Consider the following 13,560-nt stretch of genomic DNA (forward strand, 5'->3'; position numbering starts at 1 on the left):
TGCCGCGCCCGGCAGATTTTTCCTGCCCGCGTTGCCGCAACCGCGCCCGCATGATACGGCGACAATCCCGATCGCACTGGAACAGCCGTCCATGACCCAGCCCTTCACGCCGCGTCCGCTCGTCATCGCGCCTTCGATCCTGGCGTCGGATTTCTCCAAGCTCGGCGAGGAGGTTCGCGCCGTCGATGCCGCCGGCGCCGACTGGATCCATCTCGACGTCATGGACGGCCATTTCGTGCCGAACATTTCCTACGGCCCTGACGTGATCAAGGCGCTGCGCCCGCACACCACCAAGATCTTCGACGCGCATCTGATGATCACGCCGTGCGATCCCTATCTCGAAGCCTTTGCCAAGGCCGGCTGCGACCACATCACGGTCCATGCCGAGGCCGGCCCGCATCTGCATCGCTCGCTGCAGGCGATCCGCGCGCTCGGCAAGAAGGCCGGCGTCTCGCTCAACCCGTCGACGCCGCTCAACGTCATCGAATACGTGCTCGACCTCGTCGACCTCGTGCTGATCATGTCGGTCAATCCCGGCTTCGGCGGCCAGGCCTTCATTCCCTCGGCGATCGGCAAGATCCAGGATCTGCGGGCGATGACCGCCGGCCGGCCGATCGATATCGAGGTCGATGGCGGCGTCGGCCGCGACAATGCCGGCGCGCTCGCCGCGGCCGGCGCCAACGCCTTTGTCGCAGGCTCCGCCGTGTTCAAGGGCGGCACGGAGGAGGCCTATCGCAGCAACATCGCCGCGATCCGCAGCGCCGCCACGTTGGCGCGCGGCGAAGCGATCTGAGGCACGCGAGGCGGGATGCACACGCTCACGCCGCAGCCGCTGACGAAAGCCGCGTTCGCCGCCTTCGGCGACGTCGTCGAGACCGATGGCGCCCAGCCCATCGACATTAACCAGGGCTTTGCCCGCCGCTGCAACGGCCTCGCCGCCATCGACGTCACCTCGGGCGGCGTCGACGTCAATATCAGCCTGTTCGAGGCCAAGCCGCGGCCGCTCCCGATCGAGATCAGGCTGATGGAGCGGCATCCGCTCGGCACCCAGTTGTTCATGCCACTGCAGGACCGGCCTTGGCTGGTGCTGGTCTGCGCCGATCCGCGGGATCCCGCGAGCTACCGCGCCTTCGCCGCCAGCGGACGCCAGGGCGTGAACTACGCGCGCAACGTCTGGCATCATCCGCTGCTGGTGTTCGACGAGGCCTCGCGCTTCATGGTGGTCGACCGCATGAGTCCCGACAATCTCGAGGAGCTGTGGCTCGACCAGCCGCTGTTCCTGAGCATCCCCTGAATCATGGCGCGCGGGCGTGCCGATCCGCGCGCAGGAGAGACGACGATGGACAAGCCGAACTACTTCGTGCCGCAGGGCGGCCACCCGCCGCAGACCGATCTTCTCACCGGACGCGCCGTGTTCACCGAGGCCTACGCCGTGATCCCCAAGGGCGTGATGCGCGACATCGTCACCTCGGCGCTGCCGTTCTGGGACAAGACGCGGACCTGGGTGATCGCGCGTCCCCTCTCCGGCTTCTCGGAGACGTTCTCGCAATACATCGTCGAGGTGTCGCCCGGCGGCGGCAGCACCCAGCCGGAGCCTGATCCCGAGGCCGAAGGCGTGCTGTTCGTCGTCGGGGGCGAAATCGCGCTGACCATCGCCGGCACCGAGCATCGCTTGGGCAAGGGCGGCTACGCCTTCCTGCCACCCTCCTGCAAGTGGACGCTGAAGAACGCCAGCGCGGCGCCCGCGACCTTCCACTGGATCCGCAAGGCCTATGAGGCCGTCCCCGGCATCCTCGCGCCCGAGGCCTTCGTCACCAACGAGGCGACGATCGCGCCCGTCGGGATGCCCGGCACGGACGGCCGCTGGGCCACCACCCGCTTCGTCGATCCGCTCGACGTCCGCCACGACATGCACGTCAACATCGTCACCTTCGAGCCGGGCGCCGTGATCCCGTTCCTGGAGACGCATGTGATGGAGCACGGGCTCTATGTGCTCGAGGGCAAGGCGGTCTACAAGCTCAACCGCGACTGGGTGGAGGTCGAGGCCGGCGATTTCATGTGGCTGCGCGCCTTCTGCCCGCAGGCCTGCTACGCCGGCGGACCGGGCCGCTTCCGCTATCTGCTCTACAAGGACGCCAACCGCCACATGAAGCTGCGGCCCTTCCGGTGAGGGGCGCGGACCCGCGAATGCTCTGGCAACGCCGGACCTCGTAGGACGCGCGATCTCAACTCTAACGTCTCACGTCCCCGATAGGGCCTTGCCCGGCGCGTCGTCATCCTCATCATCCGCCTCTCGCGCGGCGTGGCGTGTGCGGACGACGGTGACGGTGCACCCCGCCTCCGCGGCGACCTTCGCCGAGACGCTGCCGAGCAGCGAACGCAGCACCGAATCGCGGCGGGCGCCGATGATGATGTGGTCGACCTGGTTGGCCTCGGCGAATTCGATGATGGTGGCGGCAGGATCGACGGCCTCCAGCACATGCACCGTCAGCCGGCTGGCGTCGAGCTTGAGCGGCGTCGCCCAGTGCTTCAGCGCGACCATGCGATCGATGTGCTTGTTGTTGCCCTCCTCGTCCAGGGTGCGGTCGATGGTGAGGCGCCCGAGCTTCAGCACGTTGACGCAGGCGAGCCGCGCCGCAGGCAAGGTCGCGAGGATGCGCTGCGCGGTGAGCCGCAGCGCGCCGTTGAGCTCCTCGCCGCCTTCCGCGGTGTCGATCGCGACCGCCACGATCGGACTGGAGGCGATCTGCACCGCGACATCGGATGCTTTCTGTTCCGGCTGCACCAGGCCGCGGTTGAAGCGGCGCCGCCACACGGTCGTGATCGGATCGCGCTTGACCTTCTCCGCGCGCGCCGTGAGCTTGACCTGGTCGGGATGGCCGAGATCGAAGGCAAGCTGCGCCGCGGTCGGGTAGCGCCAGACCGGCTCGATCTCCAGGCAGCGCAGCACGATCTCCTGCAGCCACGGTGGATAGTCCGGCTTCAATTGCCGCGGCGGATAGGGATCGCGCCAGAGACGCCGGCGCATGCCCCGCAGCGTCTCGGTCTCGCCGAACGGCCGCACGCCGGTGGTGAAGAAGTAGAGCAGTACGCCGAGCGAAAAGATGTCGCTGCGCGGATCGCTGCGCGTGCCCATCATGCGCTCGGGCGCCATGTAGGGCGCCGTGCCGTAAGGCAGGCGGAACTCCTCCTGCAAGAGATCCGGCAAGTGCTTGTGGCAGGACAGGCCGTAGTCGATCAGCACCGCCTCCCCTGACGGCCGGAACATGATGCTGGAGGGCTTGATGTCGTGATGAATGACGTGCTGCCGGTGAATATCGGCGAGCGCGGTCGCGATCTTCGCAACCAGCACCCGCGCCTCCTCGTAAGCCAGCGGCAGCTCGGGCAGCCGCTTGTACAGCGTCTCGCCCGGAATCTGCTCGATCACGACATAGGCCTGGGTGGCGAAATCGCCGGTGCCGAAACAGGCCGGCACATGCGGCCCGGACAGTTTCGGCAGGATCATCTGCTCCATCTCGAAGCTGACGATCGCCGCGGGATCCTCGCCCTCGGAGACGCGCGGCACCTTCATCAGGATGGGACGGTCGATGTCGGGGCGCGTGACGCTCCACAACGTCGCCATGCCGCCGGAATGCACGCACTCGCCGACCGTGAAGCCGTCGATCACGACGCCCGGCTGAAGTTTCGCTCTTGGCATGCTCTACCGCCCCATCGAGAGCCGCTGCGCCAGCCAAGGCGGCAGGCCGTTGTCGCGAATGCGCTGCGCCGCCGCCTCGACGTCATAGGGCACGCGGCAATAGGTCAGCTCGCGGGTCTTGGTGTCGAAGGTCACGAACGACGCGGCCGGATCACCGTCGCGCGGCTGGCCGACCGAGCCGACCACGGCCAGCCATTGCCGGCCGCGCAACAGCTGAATGGGCATGTTGGCGGTCGGGGTGAAGCTCGTCATCTTGGCGGTGGCGGACATCGAGTACAGCGCCGGACGGTGGATGTGGCCGCAGAACGTGACCTGGGCCTCGGTGGCGATCATGCTGCGCGCGGCGTCGGCCGACGACTGCACATAGCGCCAGCGCAGTGGGCTGGACGCCTCCGCATGCACGAACAACCGGTCGTCGTCACCGATGCTCATCGGCAGCTCGGCGAGAAAGCGGCGCTGCTCGGCGCTGAGCCGGCCGCGCGTCCATTCCATGGCTGCCTGCGCCTCGGCATTCATGGTCTCGCTCGCGACCGAGACGGCATTGTCGTGGTTGCCGCGCACCGCCAGCCCGCCCTCGGCGACGATCTCCATGACCGTGTCGACCGACCATTCCGGATCGGCGCCATAGCCGACGATGTCGCCGAGGCAGATGAGACGATCCGCGCCACGCGCACGCGCCGCCTCCAGGCACGCCGCAAAGGCCTGCCGATTGGCATGGATATCGGTGAAAATCGCCAACAGCACCCGTGTCCTCCCGGTTCCACCGTACAAGTGGGCTTCGCACGGAATTTGAGCAACATCAAACCAGGCGGATCGGAGCTAGGAGTTTTCGGCGCGGCCGATCCATCGGCGTCACGACGTCGCGTTCTCGCGGCGGACCTCGCCCGAGCTGTGCGATCGCTGTGCCCCATCGAACGAGCGAGAGGGCGCGGGGAATGCCGGGTGAAGGCCTCACCCATGGCCCGCCTGCAGAAAAAAAGCAGGCGGCAGTCACCACAGGTTCAGCCAAACATCCGGCATTCCCCGCGCGACGGTTTTAACGCTTATATCGTGATCTCCCCGGGGACCGGCTTGTTGACCCCGTCATTGACACAGCGCGCGAGCGCTGGCGTCAGCTTGACCTCGGCACCGGGAGGCCAGGACGACACGACTTCACGTCCGCAGGCCAAGCGCTCGTCTCACGCCAGCCCAGCGTCCGTCGCTCCCCCGCCCCACGTGTCGTGACGATCGCGCGCTACGCCCCTCTGCTCGGGACGGGATGATAGCGTATAGCATGATTTCTGAAAAAATGAAATAGATTTCTTGGATGGCGCTTGCTACACGGCGAAATCCGTTCCCGCGCCTCACGCTCCGGAATAACCGATGATTATCGCTGTTTGGAACGAAGTACTTGGTGGTGTCGATCTGATGGTCGATACCGACGGCGTCGATGTGTTGATAGATCAATTGACTAGACTTAAGACGCAAAACAGAAATCACCTGCATATTTATGATGTCGGGCTGACATCTCCTTGGGGACACAAGCAGGTTGCCAAGCAGATCGTCATCAATTGGATTGGCGAACCCGACCTCTTTGAGGAGGAGGAGTCGTAGTCCGTGCGCCCACGCCGGAAGCGGCAGTCGAGTGTCTCACGCGCTCTGTCGGTGAACCCGGATATCGCTTTCGCTCTTCCGGGCTACACGATGATGAAGACCTCGCTGCTGTCATAGTCCCCGCCTCGCATGGTCGATGAGCGCGCGGAGCTTGGGCGCCAGGTTCCGGCGCCTTGGAAAGTACAGGTAGAATCCGGCAAACGGCGCGGAAAAGCTTTCGAGCAGAGGCACCAGTTCGCCACGCGCGACGTAGGGCTGGAACGTCTCCTCCATGCCGAACGTGATGCCGCCGCCCGCGCATGCGGTGCGGATCATCAACAACATGTCGTTGGTCGTCAGGCTGGGCTTCACCTCGACATTGAAGTCCCTGCCCGCTTCGGTGAACTCCCAGCGATAGGGAGCGGCCAGCGGCGCGGGCCGCCAGCCGATGCAGGCATGATGGATCAGGTCGCGCGGGTGCGCCGGCGCGCCGTGCGCTTCCAGATAGCTCGGTGCGGCAAAGGCCAGCTGCCTTTGATCTCCGGACACCGGGACGGCGATCATGTCCTGCGCGATGACTTCTCCCAGGCGCACGCCGGCGTCGTAGTGCTCGGCGACGATGTCGAAGGTGTCGTCGGTGATGGTGATGTCCAGTTCGATCGCGGGATAGGTTTGCATGAACGAGGACAGCAATGGCCCGGAGATGAAGCGCTCGGCGATGGAGGACACGGCCAGCCTCAGCAGGCCGGACGGCGGCCCGGCCTTGTCGCCGATCTGCTCGGCGGCGGCATTCAGCGCGCCGATCGCCGGCGCGACATCGGCATAGAAACGGCGTCCCGCCTCGGTCAGGCTGAAGCTGCGGGTCGTCCGGCTGACCAGGGAAATCCCGAGATGGTCCTCCAGCCTGCCCATGGCCTGGCTGACGGCAGACCGCGTCACGCCCAGCCGGTCCGCGGCTAGGCGGAAGCTCCCGGCCTCGGCCACCGCCACGAACAGCTCGATCATGTTCTTGTCGACCCGCATTGGTTAGATGCGCTTACCACCGAGGCAAGCATTGGGCAAATTGTCGTGACAATGCCGGCAACCTAGCTTCCGCCCGTCACCAACCGACGGGAGTTGAACATGGACAAGGTCATCCTGATTACTGGGGCGTCGAGCGGCATTGGCGCGGGGATCGCACGAGAGCTGGCCGCCACGGGCGCGCGGCTGCTGCTGGGCGCGCGCCGCCTGGATCGGCTCGAGGCGCTCGCCGCCGAGCTGCACGCGGCCGGCCAAACCGCCGAGGTTCGGGCGCTGGATGTGACCAACCGCGCCGATGTCGCGGCCTTCGCCGAGGCCGCGCGTGCCTTGTGGGGGCACGTGGACGTCATGATCAACAATGCCGGCATCATGCCGCTGTCGCCGATGGCCGCGATGAAGGTCGACGAGTGGGATCGCATGGTCGACGTCAACATCAAGGGCGTGCTGAACGGCATCGCGGCGGTGTTGCCAGGCATGCTGGCGCGCGGCTCCGGACACATCATCAACATCGCCTCGATCGGCGCTCTGCAGGTCGTGCCGACCGCCGCAATCTACTGCGCGACCAAGCACGCCGTGCGGGCGATCTCGGACGGGCTCCGGCAGGAGAATGAGAAGCTGCGCGTCACCTGCATCCATCCGGGCGTGGTCGAGAGCGAACTCGCCAGCACCATCACGGACGAGACCGCAGCCGAGATGATGCGCAGCTACCGCGCGATTGCCCTCCAGCCGGACGCGATCGGCCGCGCCGTGCGCTATGCCATCCAGCAACCCGACGATGTCGACGTCAACGAGATCGTCGTTCGTCCGACGCGGGCGCCGTGAGGCGCAGGCGGCTCTACCGCAACACCACCTCGAGAAGGTTGGCGAGCCGCGCAGCGGCGAGCGCGGCCTGCTTGCGGGCAAGGTCGCGGGCGTTGGTCTCGTACTCGCGGGTCAATTCGACCGGCTGCTTGTCCGTGCGAACGGGAGAGGCATAGGCCACCGTCTTGGCGAGATCGAAGCTCTCTTGCGCCCACACCGCGGGGTCGATGATCTGCGCCTTGCCGGCGTCGGGCGTGACGGTCGACAGGCCTCCGCGCTGGTCGGCGTCGAAGATCGCGCCGAACACGGTCGAATAGCCGCCGAAGATGCCGTCCCAATAGGCGTGCAGATTCTGCGTCTCGCCGTTGGCGGCGATCACCTGCTCCTCATTGCCGCCGCGGTCGCCGCCTTTGTCGGGAAGCGCGGACGAATAGCGGGCGATGGCGTGCAGCGGCTGGTGCAGATCGCCGACGAGGTGGATGCTCCAGCTGAGGCTGTACGAACGCAGCGGCTCCGAGGCGTCGGTGTTCGCCGGCAGCTTGGCGATCATCAGCTTGAGCTGCGACACCGCATCCACAGCATCAGGGCGCGGCAGCGGCGTGTCGTCGGCCGAGAACAGCGCGTCCTTGTAGTGCCAGTACTGATGCTTGAGGTGGCCGTACGGCACCAGCTGCTTCGCTGTCGAATCCGTCACCTGATCGTCGTAATAGTCCGGCTTCATCTTGATGTCGTCCGGCCAGGTCGCCGCATGCACGAAAGCGTATAGCTTCTCCTGTCCCGCAGGCGCGCCGGCAACCCAGCTGGCGTAGTCGGGATTGAGCTTGAGCAGCGCATCGGCCCGGTCCCGCGTCGCCGGGGACAGCTTCTTGTAGGCCAGATAGGCGATCTGCATGTGGCCCTCGTCCCACCAGGCCAGAGCCGGTCCGGCCGGCCACAACATCAGGGCCAAAAACGCAATCATCAGCTTACGCATCGCGAAGCCCCCCTCGAGATTCAATCAACAAATGAAACGCGCATTCGGCTGGATTACTAGACGATCCTGAGCCTAGCTTGAATGGAGAAAGTTGGCAATTTCACCGCTTGCGCCGCGGTCATTTTCCGCCGTCATTGCGAGCGCAGCGAAGCAATCCAGGGCTGCGAACTGGACCCTGGATTGCTTCGTCGCTTCGCTCCTCGCAACGACGGTGGCGAGTTATCGACTCTCCGCTGGGAGGCTCTTCCGCGTCGCCCCGTTCACTGCTCGTCCTTCGGCGGCATGCGCGGCGGCAGCAGTGGCGTGAACGAGACGCCGTCGCCGGCGTTCTTGGCGGCCTTGAACTCGCCGGTGGAGGGATCGCCGCCGGCGGTCTCGATGATGGTCTTCGGCAGGATGTATTCGCGCGCGGCGTCGATGACCCCGCCGTCGCCGGTGCCGAAATCAGCGGCGCGACCGCCCTGCGGATGACCGGCCGCGATCTGGTCGGCGGCGTGCTGGGCCTTGTCGGCAAGCCGGTCGCTGTAGGGAATGCGATAGGCGCGTGGCACGCCGCTCGGCCTGTTGTCGTCGTCGAGCGCCTCGACCCACAGATAGACCGCGCCGGGATCGCCCTCGACGGAGTGCGGATCGACGATCCGCACCTGCAGCACCTTGAAGCTCTTCGGCAGCCGGTCGACGCTGGCCCAGCCGAGCAGGCCGCGGGCGCCGACGAAGCTGCCGACATAGAACGCGCTGGTGATGATCACCGCCACCGCCTTCACCTGCCACGGCAGCCTTGCATAGACCAGCACCAGCAGGAGCAGCGCGCCGATCAGCGCGTAGCAGACGGACAGCGTGACGATGACGGTCTGCAGATTGCTCATCATCGCCTGATCATCCTGACACCCGTCTTGGGATCGAGATCGGCGCCGTTGGCGCGGACGTTCCGGAACGTCTCCAGCAGCGACTTGGGCCGCCGCTGGACGTCGATCACCTTGCCTTCCGCATTGAGCTTGAAGCGCAACGCCGTCTTCTCGTCGCCGGAGTGGTCGAGCACGACCTTGTCGTCGAAGATCACCTGCGCGGTCGGGTTGAGCTTCTGCACCTTCACGATGGCCTCGACCGGGGCGCCGCTGACGTTCTGGAAATGCGAGATGTTGACGGTGTACTCGCCGGCGACAATGCCTCTGATGGTGACGATCTCCTCGCGGATCGGCGACGGGATCTTCAGGCCGTTGACCAGGATGAAGTCGTTGGCGCCGCCGCGGTCGTCGCGGTCGAGCGTGAGGAAGCCGGCCTCGCGATGCCGGTACCAGGCGATGTTGCCGACAGGGTCCTGCACGAACAGGTCGAGATCGTCGGGATGGTTGTCCGGCCAGTCCATCGTGATCAGGAACTCGGCCTTGCTGTCGACCTTGCCGTCCTTGGCGTCGGGCGAGATCGCGAGCACCGCGATGAAGAAGAAGAACGCGACGATCTGCAGCGCCTTGAACAGCATCACGCTGAACGGGTCGAACTGCTCCTCGCGCGGATAGAGTCCGAAATCGTCCATCATGCGCCCTGCTCCGGCGCGCGATCCATCGCGCGCTCGAGCCGCGGCGTCACCCGCGTCTCGGTGAGCATGACCGCGTCCGAGAACACGCGCCCGGTCGCCGCATCCAGCATGTAGTACTGGATGCGCACCAGGATCGAGCCCACGAGGCCGGCGAGCGTCGTGTACATCGCCACGGCCATGCCGTCGCTCATCAATCCCATCGAGGATTTCATCGCCAGCTTGTCGTTGATGTCGAGACCGGCAATCGGCGCCAGCATGATGATGAAGCCGATGATGGTACCGAGCAGGCCGAGCTTCATCAGCGTGTCCGAGGCGAAGCCGCCGAAGCCGTTGGAGCCGCGCAGGCGGTCGGCGAGCGTCCGCAGCAGCAAGGTCTGGTCGAGACGCCCTGCCCCTTGCGTTTGCGCCTTGGTGACGAGGCTGCGGATGTGGTTGGTGACGAGCCCCTTGGGAAGCAATTGCGCATCAGGTTCGAGCGCGCGCGCCGCATCGGGCCCGATCAGCACGGCCCTGCAGCGCCGCGCTGCATCCGCCTCGCGCGCGATCGCTCTGGTCCGCCAGAAGCAATGGCAGCAGGTCACGACGTAGAGCACGGCGATGACGCTGGAGATGTAGGTGCGGTCGGAGGCGACCATCAGGTGGAAATAGCCGTAGCGGGCGAGCACCACGGCGGCGAATATCGTGAGGCCGGTGAAGATCATCCAGAGCAGCAGCGGCCCGCGCTCGGCGCTATCGCGCGCAGGTTCCACCCGTTCGGCACTGCTGACCACGCTCATGCAAGACCTCCCGATGCGCGCCGTTTCGTTCGGCGCTTCGCAGAGGAGTTAAGCAGAGCGACGGAACAGCGTCCAAAGACATCTGCCTTGGGGCTCTCGGGAAAATTTCCCAACCTGCCGCTTGCTGCAGTGCATTTGCTTGGCGGAGCACCAGCCCATGGTTACGCTGCGGCAAAAGCCGTGGAGAGGATCGCATGCGTCTCGTGCTCCAGCTCATTGCGCGCCTCGCGCTGATCGTGCTGCTGTGTCTGGCCGCCGCGGCCGTATGGGTCACCGTCGACGCCTATCGCAGCGTCGACCGCGCCACCGCGGCATCGGCCGACCGGGTCTCGCAGGCGCTGGAGGCGCTGTATTGGCGCGAGCTGCTGCTGCGCGGCAACCGGTCGCGCGAGCGGCTGCTGCCGCTGCCCGACTGGCGCACGACCGAGACCATGAAGCTGATCGCGCCCGGCATCTGCGTACAGCTCAAGCCCGAGGCCGCCTTCGAAAAGCCGCTGTGCGGCCAGAGCAAGGGCCTCGGCGCCGCGCCGCCGCGCTGGTTCTCAGGCGCCGTGGAAGCCATCCTCGGCGATCACGCGGCGGTCGCGCAGCCGATCAGCGCGCGCTCCACCACGGCGGGAACCGTTTCGGCGATCGCCGATCCCGATGCGGCGATCCAGCTCGCCTGGCTGCGTATCCAGGACAGTTTTGGCGTGGCGCTGGCGATGGCAATCGCGATCGGCGTGCTGGCCTCGCTGGCGATCGCGCATGCGCTGGCGCCGGCGCGCAGCATCGTCCAGGCCCTGCAGCGGATGGCCGAGGGCGACCACCGCCCCGCACTGCCGCGCTTCCGTTCGATGGAGCTCGCCATGATCGGCCGCGCCGTCGGCGAGCTCGGCGACCGGCTGGCGCAGGCCAACGAGCAGCGCGCCGCGCTCACCGAGCGCCTGCTCGACATCCGCGACGAGGAGCGGCGGGCGCTGGCGCGCGAGCTGCACGACGAATTCGGGCAGAACCTCACGGCCATCCTCGCCTTTGCCTCGACGATCGAGAGCACCGGCAGCGGCCGCAACGATCAGGTCGCGCAGGATGCGCGCATGATCACGCAGTCCGTCAGCCATCTGATGGCCTGCCTGCGCGGCACCTTGAGCCGGCTGCGCCGTCCGCTCACCGAAGAGCTCGGCCTCGCCGCAGGCCTGATCGCGCTGACCGAGAACTATCAGCATGCCGCGCGACCCGCGATCCGGCTCGCCCTGCACGGCGATCTCGCCGATATCCAGGGCCCGGTCGCGGTCACCGCCTATCGCATGGCGCAGGAGTGCCTGACCAACGCGCTCCGCCACACCAGCGCGAGCGAGGTGTCGCTGCGGGTCGAGCGCCGCCCGGGACCGGAGAGCGCGCTCGTGATCTCGGTCGAGGACGACGGCGGCGGCGATGCGGCATTGCTGGCGCAATCGCGCGGCTTCGGCCTGACCGGAATCCGCGAGCGCATCGCCGCCGTCGGCGGCTCGCTGTCGATCGGACCGGCCGCGCGCGGGCTCAGCGTCTCCGCGACAATTCCACTGGCCGCCTGAGACAACGGGGATGCCCGAGCGCAAAGGCATTTCGATCCTGCTGGTCGACGACCACCCGGTGGTCCGTCAAGGCTATCGCCGCGTGCTGGAGAGCCAGGAGGGGTTTCAAGTCATCGCCGAGGCCGACAGCGCCGCGGCGGCCTATGCCGCGTTCAAGGCGCATGCGCCCGACGTGGTCGTGCTCGACATCTCGATGAAGGGGGCCAGCGGGCTGGAGGCGATCCGCAACATCCGCGCCCGCGACAATCGCGCCTGCATCCTGGTGTTCTCGATGCATGGCGAGGCGCCGCTGGTGAAGGCGGCGTTCGCCGCCGGCGCCAGCGGCTTCGTCACCAAGAGCAGCGAGCCGTCGGCGCTGGTCCGCGCCATCCGCATGGTGATCGCCGGCGGGCGCGCGCTCAGCGACGACGTCGCCCATGTGCTGGCCGCCGACAGCCTCGATCCGCAGCAGACCGTGCTGGATCGGTTGGGCGAACGCGAGATCGAGATCCTGCGCCAGTTCGCCTCGGGGCTGACCACCGAGCAGATCGCCGCCAACCTGCATCTCAGCGTCAAGACGGTGCAGAACTATCATTATCTGGTGAAGGCGAAGACCGGATTGCAGACAGATGCGCAGCTCGTGCGGCTGGCGGTGACCAGCGGGCTGACGGATTTGTAGGACACCAAGGACCAGAACAGGTCTTACGAACGGTACCCGTCAACAGGGCCAAGGAAATCAAGAGACAACATCGTCTGCAAAAATCTAGGAATCTGTCCTCTCCTCCGGTAGGATCAGATGTTATGACTATAAGTACATTATGGTTCGCTAATAATGACTGATCCAATCAATAGCACGAATGCCGCGACCTCAACACTCTTTCTAGGCCACAATGGCGAATGGTGGGATTTTTGGTTGATCATATCGGTGATCGCTGCGGCAGTTGCTGCCGCCGCAATTGGCGTTTCGACAGCTGGGTCAATTATTTCTCACAAACGAGAAGCGGCGAGCGCCGAAGAGGCTCTTGAGCGATACAAGCTGGGAACTAGAGAGCAGATTGCTGAAGCAAACGCTCGCCAAAAAGAAGCTGAATTGAAGCTCGCGCAACTACGCAAGCTTGCCGGCCCGAGAGAGATTAATTTCGATAAATTCAAACAAGCCCTTGAAGGTCGGCCCAAGGTGCCCGTTGTTATTTGGTACATGCCCGAGGCCTCGGATGGATATTGGTTTGCATCGCGCTTATTTTCTGCATTGCAGATGGCTGGATGGGAAGCATCGTGGCCGCAAACCATTCCTGCGTTGACAAAGGAAAACGTCAACGCGATCATGCCGGATGTTTCAGGTCAGCTATTTTCGCTTTTGCATGGACAACCGCCCGCACTGAATGCAGGAGGACAGCCCAGTGGAATTTCAGTCGTCGGCGATGGTAACGACCTGAACCTCGAGCCAAATGCGCCAATGACGCCATTTAAGGCACTCTTTCAAGCCTTAGCAACGAGCACCGACCTTGCAATATTTGGGAACGGAAGCAGCCAATTCATGCCGGTCGCAAAGGGAACGCTCAGAGTTGTTGTTGCAGCAAAGACAGATCCCATCTTTGCCGATCAGACCATTGACAAGAGATAAAGATCGTCTAGGTGGCGCAGCCCAATAT

General features: G+C 65.5%; 15 protein-coding genes. 8 read left to right on the forward strand and 7 right to left on the reverse strand.

Annotated elements, in window-relative coordinates:
* Positions 1–91 precede the first annotated feature (91 nt).
* From rpe to QW845_RS08550, 3 genes are read left to right on the forward strand one after another with little or no spacing between them, the layout of a single operon-like run.
* A complete protein-coding gene (gene rpe, locus QW845_RS08540) occupies positions 92–793 on the forward strand; it encodes a ribulose-phosphate 3-epimerase (RefSeq protein WP_315801151.1) in 702 nt (233 codons plus the stop codon).
* 15 nt (positions 794–808) lie between these two features.
* On the forward strand, positions 809–1,294 hold the full coding sequence (locus QW845_RS08545; protein ID WP_315801152.1) for an ureidoglycolate lyase: 486 nt from the start codon (positions 809–811) through the stop codon (positions 1,292–1,294).
* 45 nt (positions 1,295–1,339) lie between these two features.
* Complete coding sequence (locus QW845_RS08550) at positions 1,340–2,170, forward strand: bifunctional allantoicase/(S)-ureidoglycine aminohydrolase (RefSeq protein ID WP_315801153.1); 831 nt, start codon at positions 1,340–1,342, stop codon at positions 2,168–2,170.
* Positions 2,171–2,239: 69 nt separating this feature from the next.
* Here the strand turns inward: QW845_RS08550 and QW845_RS08555 are convergent, their stop codons facing one another.
* Together QW845_RS08555 and QW845_RS08560 are read right to left on the reverse strand one after the other, a co-directional pair.
* Positions 2,240–3,697 carry a bifunctional serine/threonine-protein kinase/universal stress protein gene (locus tag QW845_RS08555; protein ID WP_315801154.1) on the reverse strand — a complete coding sequence of 486 codons (1,458 nt, stop codon included), beginning with the start codon at positions 3,695–3,697 and terminating at the stop codon, positions 2,240–2,242.
* 3 nt (positions 3,698–3,700) lie between these two features.
* A complete protein-coding gene (locus QW845_RS08560) occupies positions 3,701–4,441 on the reverse strand; it encodes a metallophosphoesterase family protein (RefSeq protein ID WP_315801155.1) in 741 nt (246 codons plus the stop codon).
* Between the two features lie 618 nt (positions 4,442–5,059).
* On the opposite strand from QW845_RS08560, the gene QW845_RS08565 reads away from it, so the two are divergent.
* Complete coding sequence (locus QW845_RS08565; protein WP_315801156.1) at positions 5,060–5,290, forward strand: hypothetical protein; 231 nt, start codon at positions 5,060–5,062, stop codon at positions 5,288–5,290.
* Between the two features lie 111 nt (positions 5,291–5,401).
* Here the strand turns inward: QW845_RS08565 and QW845_RS08570 are convergent, their stop codons facing one another.
* Positions 5,402–6,292 (reverse strand): LysR family transcriptional regulator, encoded by an 891-nt coding sequence (locus tag QW845_RS08570; RefSeq protein ID WP_315801157.1) that lies wholly within the window; start codon positions 6,290–6,292, stop codon positions 5,402–5,404.
* Between the two features lie 99 nt (positions 6,293–6,391).
* Between QW845_RS08570 and QW845_RS08575 the strand changes: the two genes are divergently transcribed.
* Positions 6,392–7,111 carry an SDR family oxidoreductase gene (locus QW845_RS08575; RefSeq protein ID WP_315801158.1) on the forward strand — a complete coding sequence of 240 codons (720 nt, stop codon included), beginning with the start codon at positions 6,392–6,394 and terminating at the stop codon, positions 7,109–7,111.
* A 13-nt stretch (positions 7,112–7,124) separates the two neighbouring features.
* Here QW845_RS08575 and QW845_RS08580 read toward each other — a convergent pair whose 3' ends face one another.
* The 4 genes from QW845_RS08580 to QW845_RS08595 form a co-directional block, all read right to left on the reverse strand.
* Positions 7,125–8,063 carry a S1/P1 nuclease gene (locus QW845_RS08580; RefSeq protein ID WP_315801159.1) on the reverse strand — a complete coding sequence of 313 codons (939 nt, stop codon included), beginning with the start codon at positions 8,061–8,063 and terminating at the stop codon, positions 7,125–7,127.
* Between the two features lie 260 nt (positions 8,064–8,323).
* Entirely contained in the window at positions 8,324–8,932 is a 609-nt protein-coding gene (locus tag QW845_RS08585; protein ID WP_315801160.1) for a hypothetical protein, read from the reverse strand.
* The gene (locus QW845_RS08590) at positions 8,929–9,600 is read right to left on the reverse strand and encodes a hypothetical protein (protein WP_315801161.1); all 672 of its coding nucleotides are present in this window, start codon (positions 9,598–9,600) and stop codon (positions 8,929–8,931) included. The genes QW845_RS08585 and QW845_RS08590 overlap by 4 nt, the downstream gene beginning before the upstream one ends.
* A complete protein-coding gene (locus tag QW845_RS08595) occupies positions 9,597–10,376 on the reverse strand; it encodes a MotA/TolQ/ExbB proton channel family protein (protein WP_315801162.1) in 780 nt (259 codons plus the stop codon). The genes QW845_RS08590 and QW845_RS08595 overlap by 4 nt, the downstream gene beginning before the upstream one ends.
* Before the next feature lie 194 nt (positions 10,377–10,570).
* Between QW845_RS08595 and QW845_RS08600 the strand changes: the two genes are divergently transcribed.
* The 3 genes from QW845_RS08600 to QW845_RS08610 all read left to right on the forward strand — a co-directional run bounded on the left by QW845_RS08600 (position 10,571) and on the right by QW845_RS08610 (position 13,532).
* Positions 10,571–11,929, forward strand: a complete 1,359-nt coding sequence (locus QW845_RS08600) for a histidine kinase (protein WP_315801163.1) — start codon at positions 10,571–10,573, stop codon at positions 11,927–11,929.
* Between the two features lie 10 nt (positions 11,930–11,939).
* Complete coding sequence (locus tag QW845_RS08605) at positions 11,940–12,587, forward strand: response regulator transcription factor (RefSeq protein WP_315801164.1); 648 nt, start codon at positions 11,940–11,942, stop codon at positions 12,585–12,587.
* 153 nt (positions 12,588–12,740) lie between these two features.
* On the forward strand, positions 12,741–13,532 hold the full coding sequence (locus QW845_RS08610) for a hypothetical protein (protein ID WP_315801165.1): 792 nt from the start codon (positions 12,741–12,743) through the stop codon (positions 13,530–13,532).
* Positions 13,533–13,560: the final 28 nt, after the last annotated feature.

Source organism: Bradyrhizobium sp. SZCCHNS3002, assembly GCF_032377435.1.
Classification (GTDB): Bacteria; Pseudomonadota; Alphaproteobacteria; order Rhizobiales; family Xanthobacteraceae; genus Bradyrhizobium.

Coding starts and splice junctions, on each gene's coding strand:
- rpe (WP_315801151.1), top strand. CDS start 92: ATGACCCAGCCCTTCACGCCGCGTCCGCTCGTCATCGCGCCTTCGATC.
- QW845_RS08545 (WP_315801152.1), top strand. CDS start 809: ATGCACACGCTCACGCCGCAGCCGCTGACGAAAGCCGCGTTCGCCGCC.
- QW845_RS08550 (WP_315801153.1), top strand. CDS start 1,340: ATGGACAAGCCGAACTACTTCGTGCCGCAGGGCGGCCACCCGCCGCAG.
- QW845_RS08555 (WP_315801154.1), bottom strand. CDS start 3,697: ATGCCAAGAGCGAAACTTCAGCCGGGCGTCGTGATCGACGGCTTCACG.
- QW845_RS08565 (WP_315801156.1), top strand. CDS start 5,060: ATGATTATCGCTGTTTGGAACGAAGTACTTGGTGGTGTCGATCTGATG.
- QW845_RS08570 (WP_315801157.1), bottom strand. CDS start 6,292: ATGCGGGTCGACAAGAACATGATCGAGCTGTTCGTGGCGGTGGCCGAG.
- QW845_RS08575 (WP_315801158.1), top strand. CDS start 6,392: ATGGACAAGGTCATCCTGATTACTGGGGCGTCGAGCGGCATTGGCGCG.
- QW845_RS08580 (WP_315801159.1), bottom strand. CDS start 8,063: ATGCGTAAGCTGATGATTGCGTTTTTGGCCCTGATGTTGTGGCCGGCC.
- QW845_RS08585 (WP_315801160.1), bottom strand. CDS start 8,932: ATGATGAGCAATCTGCAGACCGTCATCGTCACGCTGTCCGTCTGCTAC.
- QW845_RS08590 (WP_315801161.1), bottom strand. CDS start 9,600: ATGATGGACGATTTCGGACTCTATCCGCGCGAGGAGCAGTTCGACCCG.
- QW845_RS08595 (WP_315801162.1), bottom strand. CDS start 10,376: ATGAGCGTGGTCAGCAGTGCCGAACGGGTGGAACCTGCGCGCGATAGC.
- QW845_RS08600 (WP_315801163.1), top strand. CDS start 10,571: ATGCGTCTCGTGCTCCAGCTCATTGCGCGCCTCGCGCTGATCGTGCTG.
- QW845_RS08605 (WP_315801164.1), top strand. CDS start 11,940: ATGCCCGAGCGCAAAGGCATTTCGATCCTGCTGGTCGACGACCACCCG.
- QW845_RS08610 (WP_315801165.1), top strand. CDS start 12,741: ATGACTGATCCAATCAATAGCACGAATGCCGCGACCTCAACACTCTTT.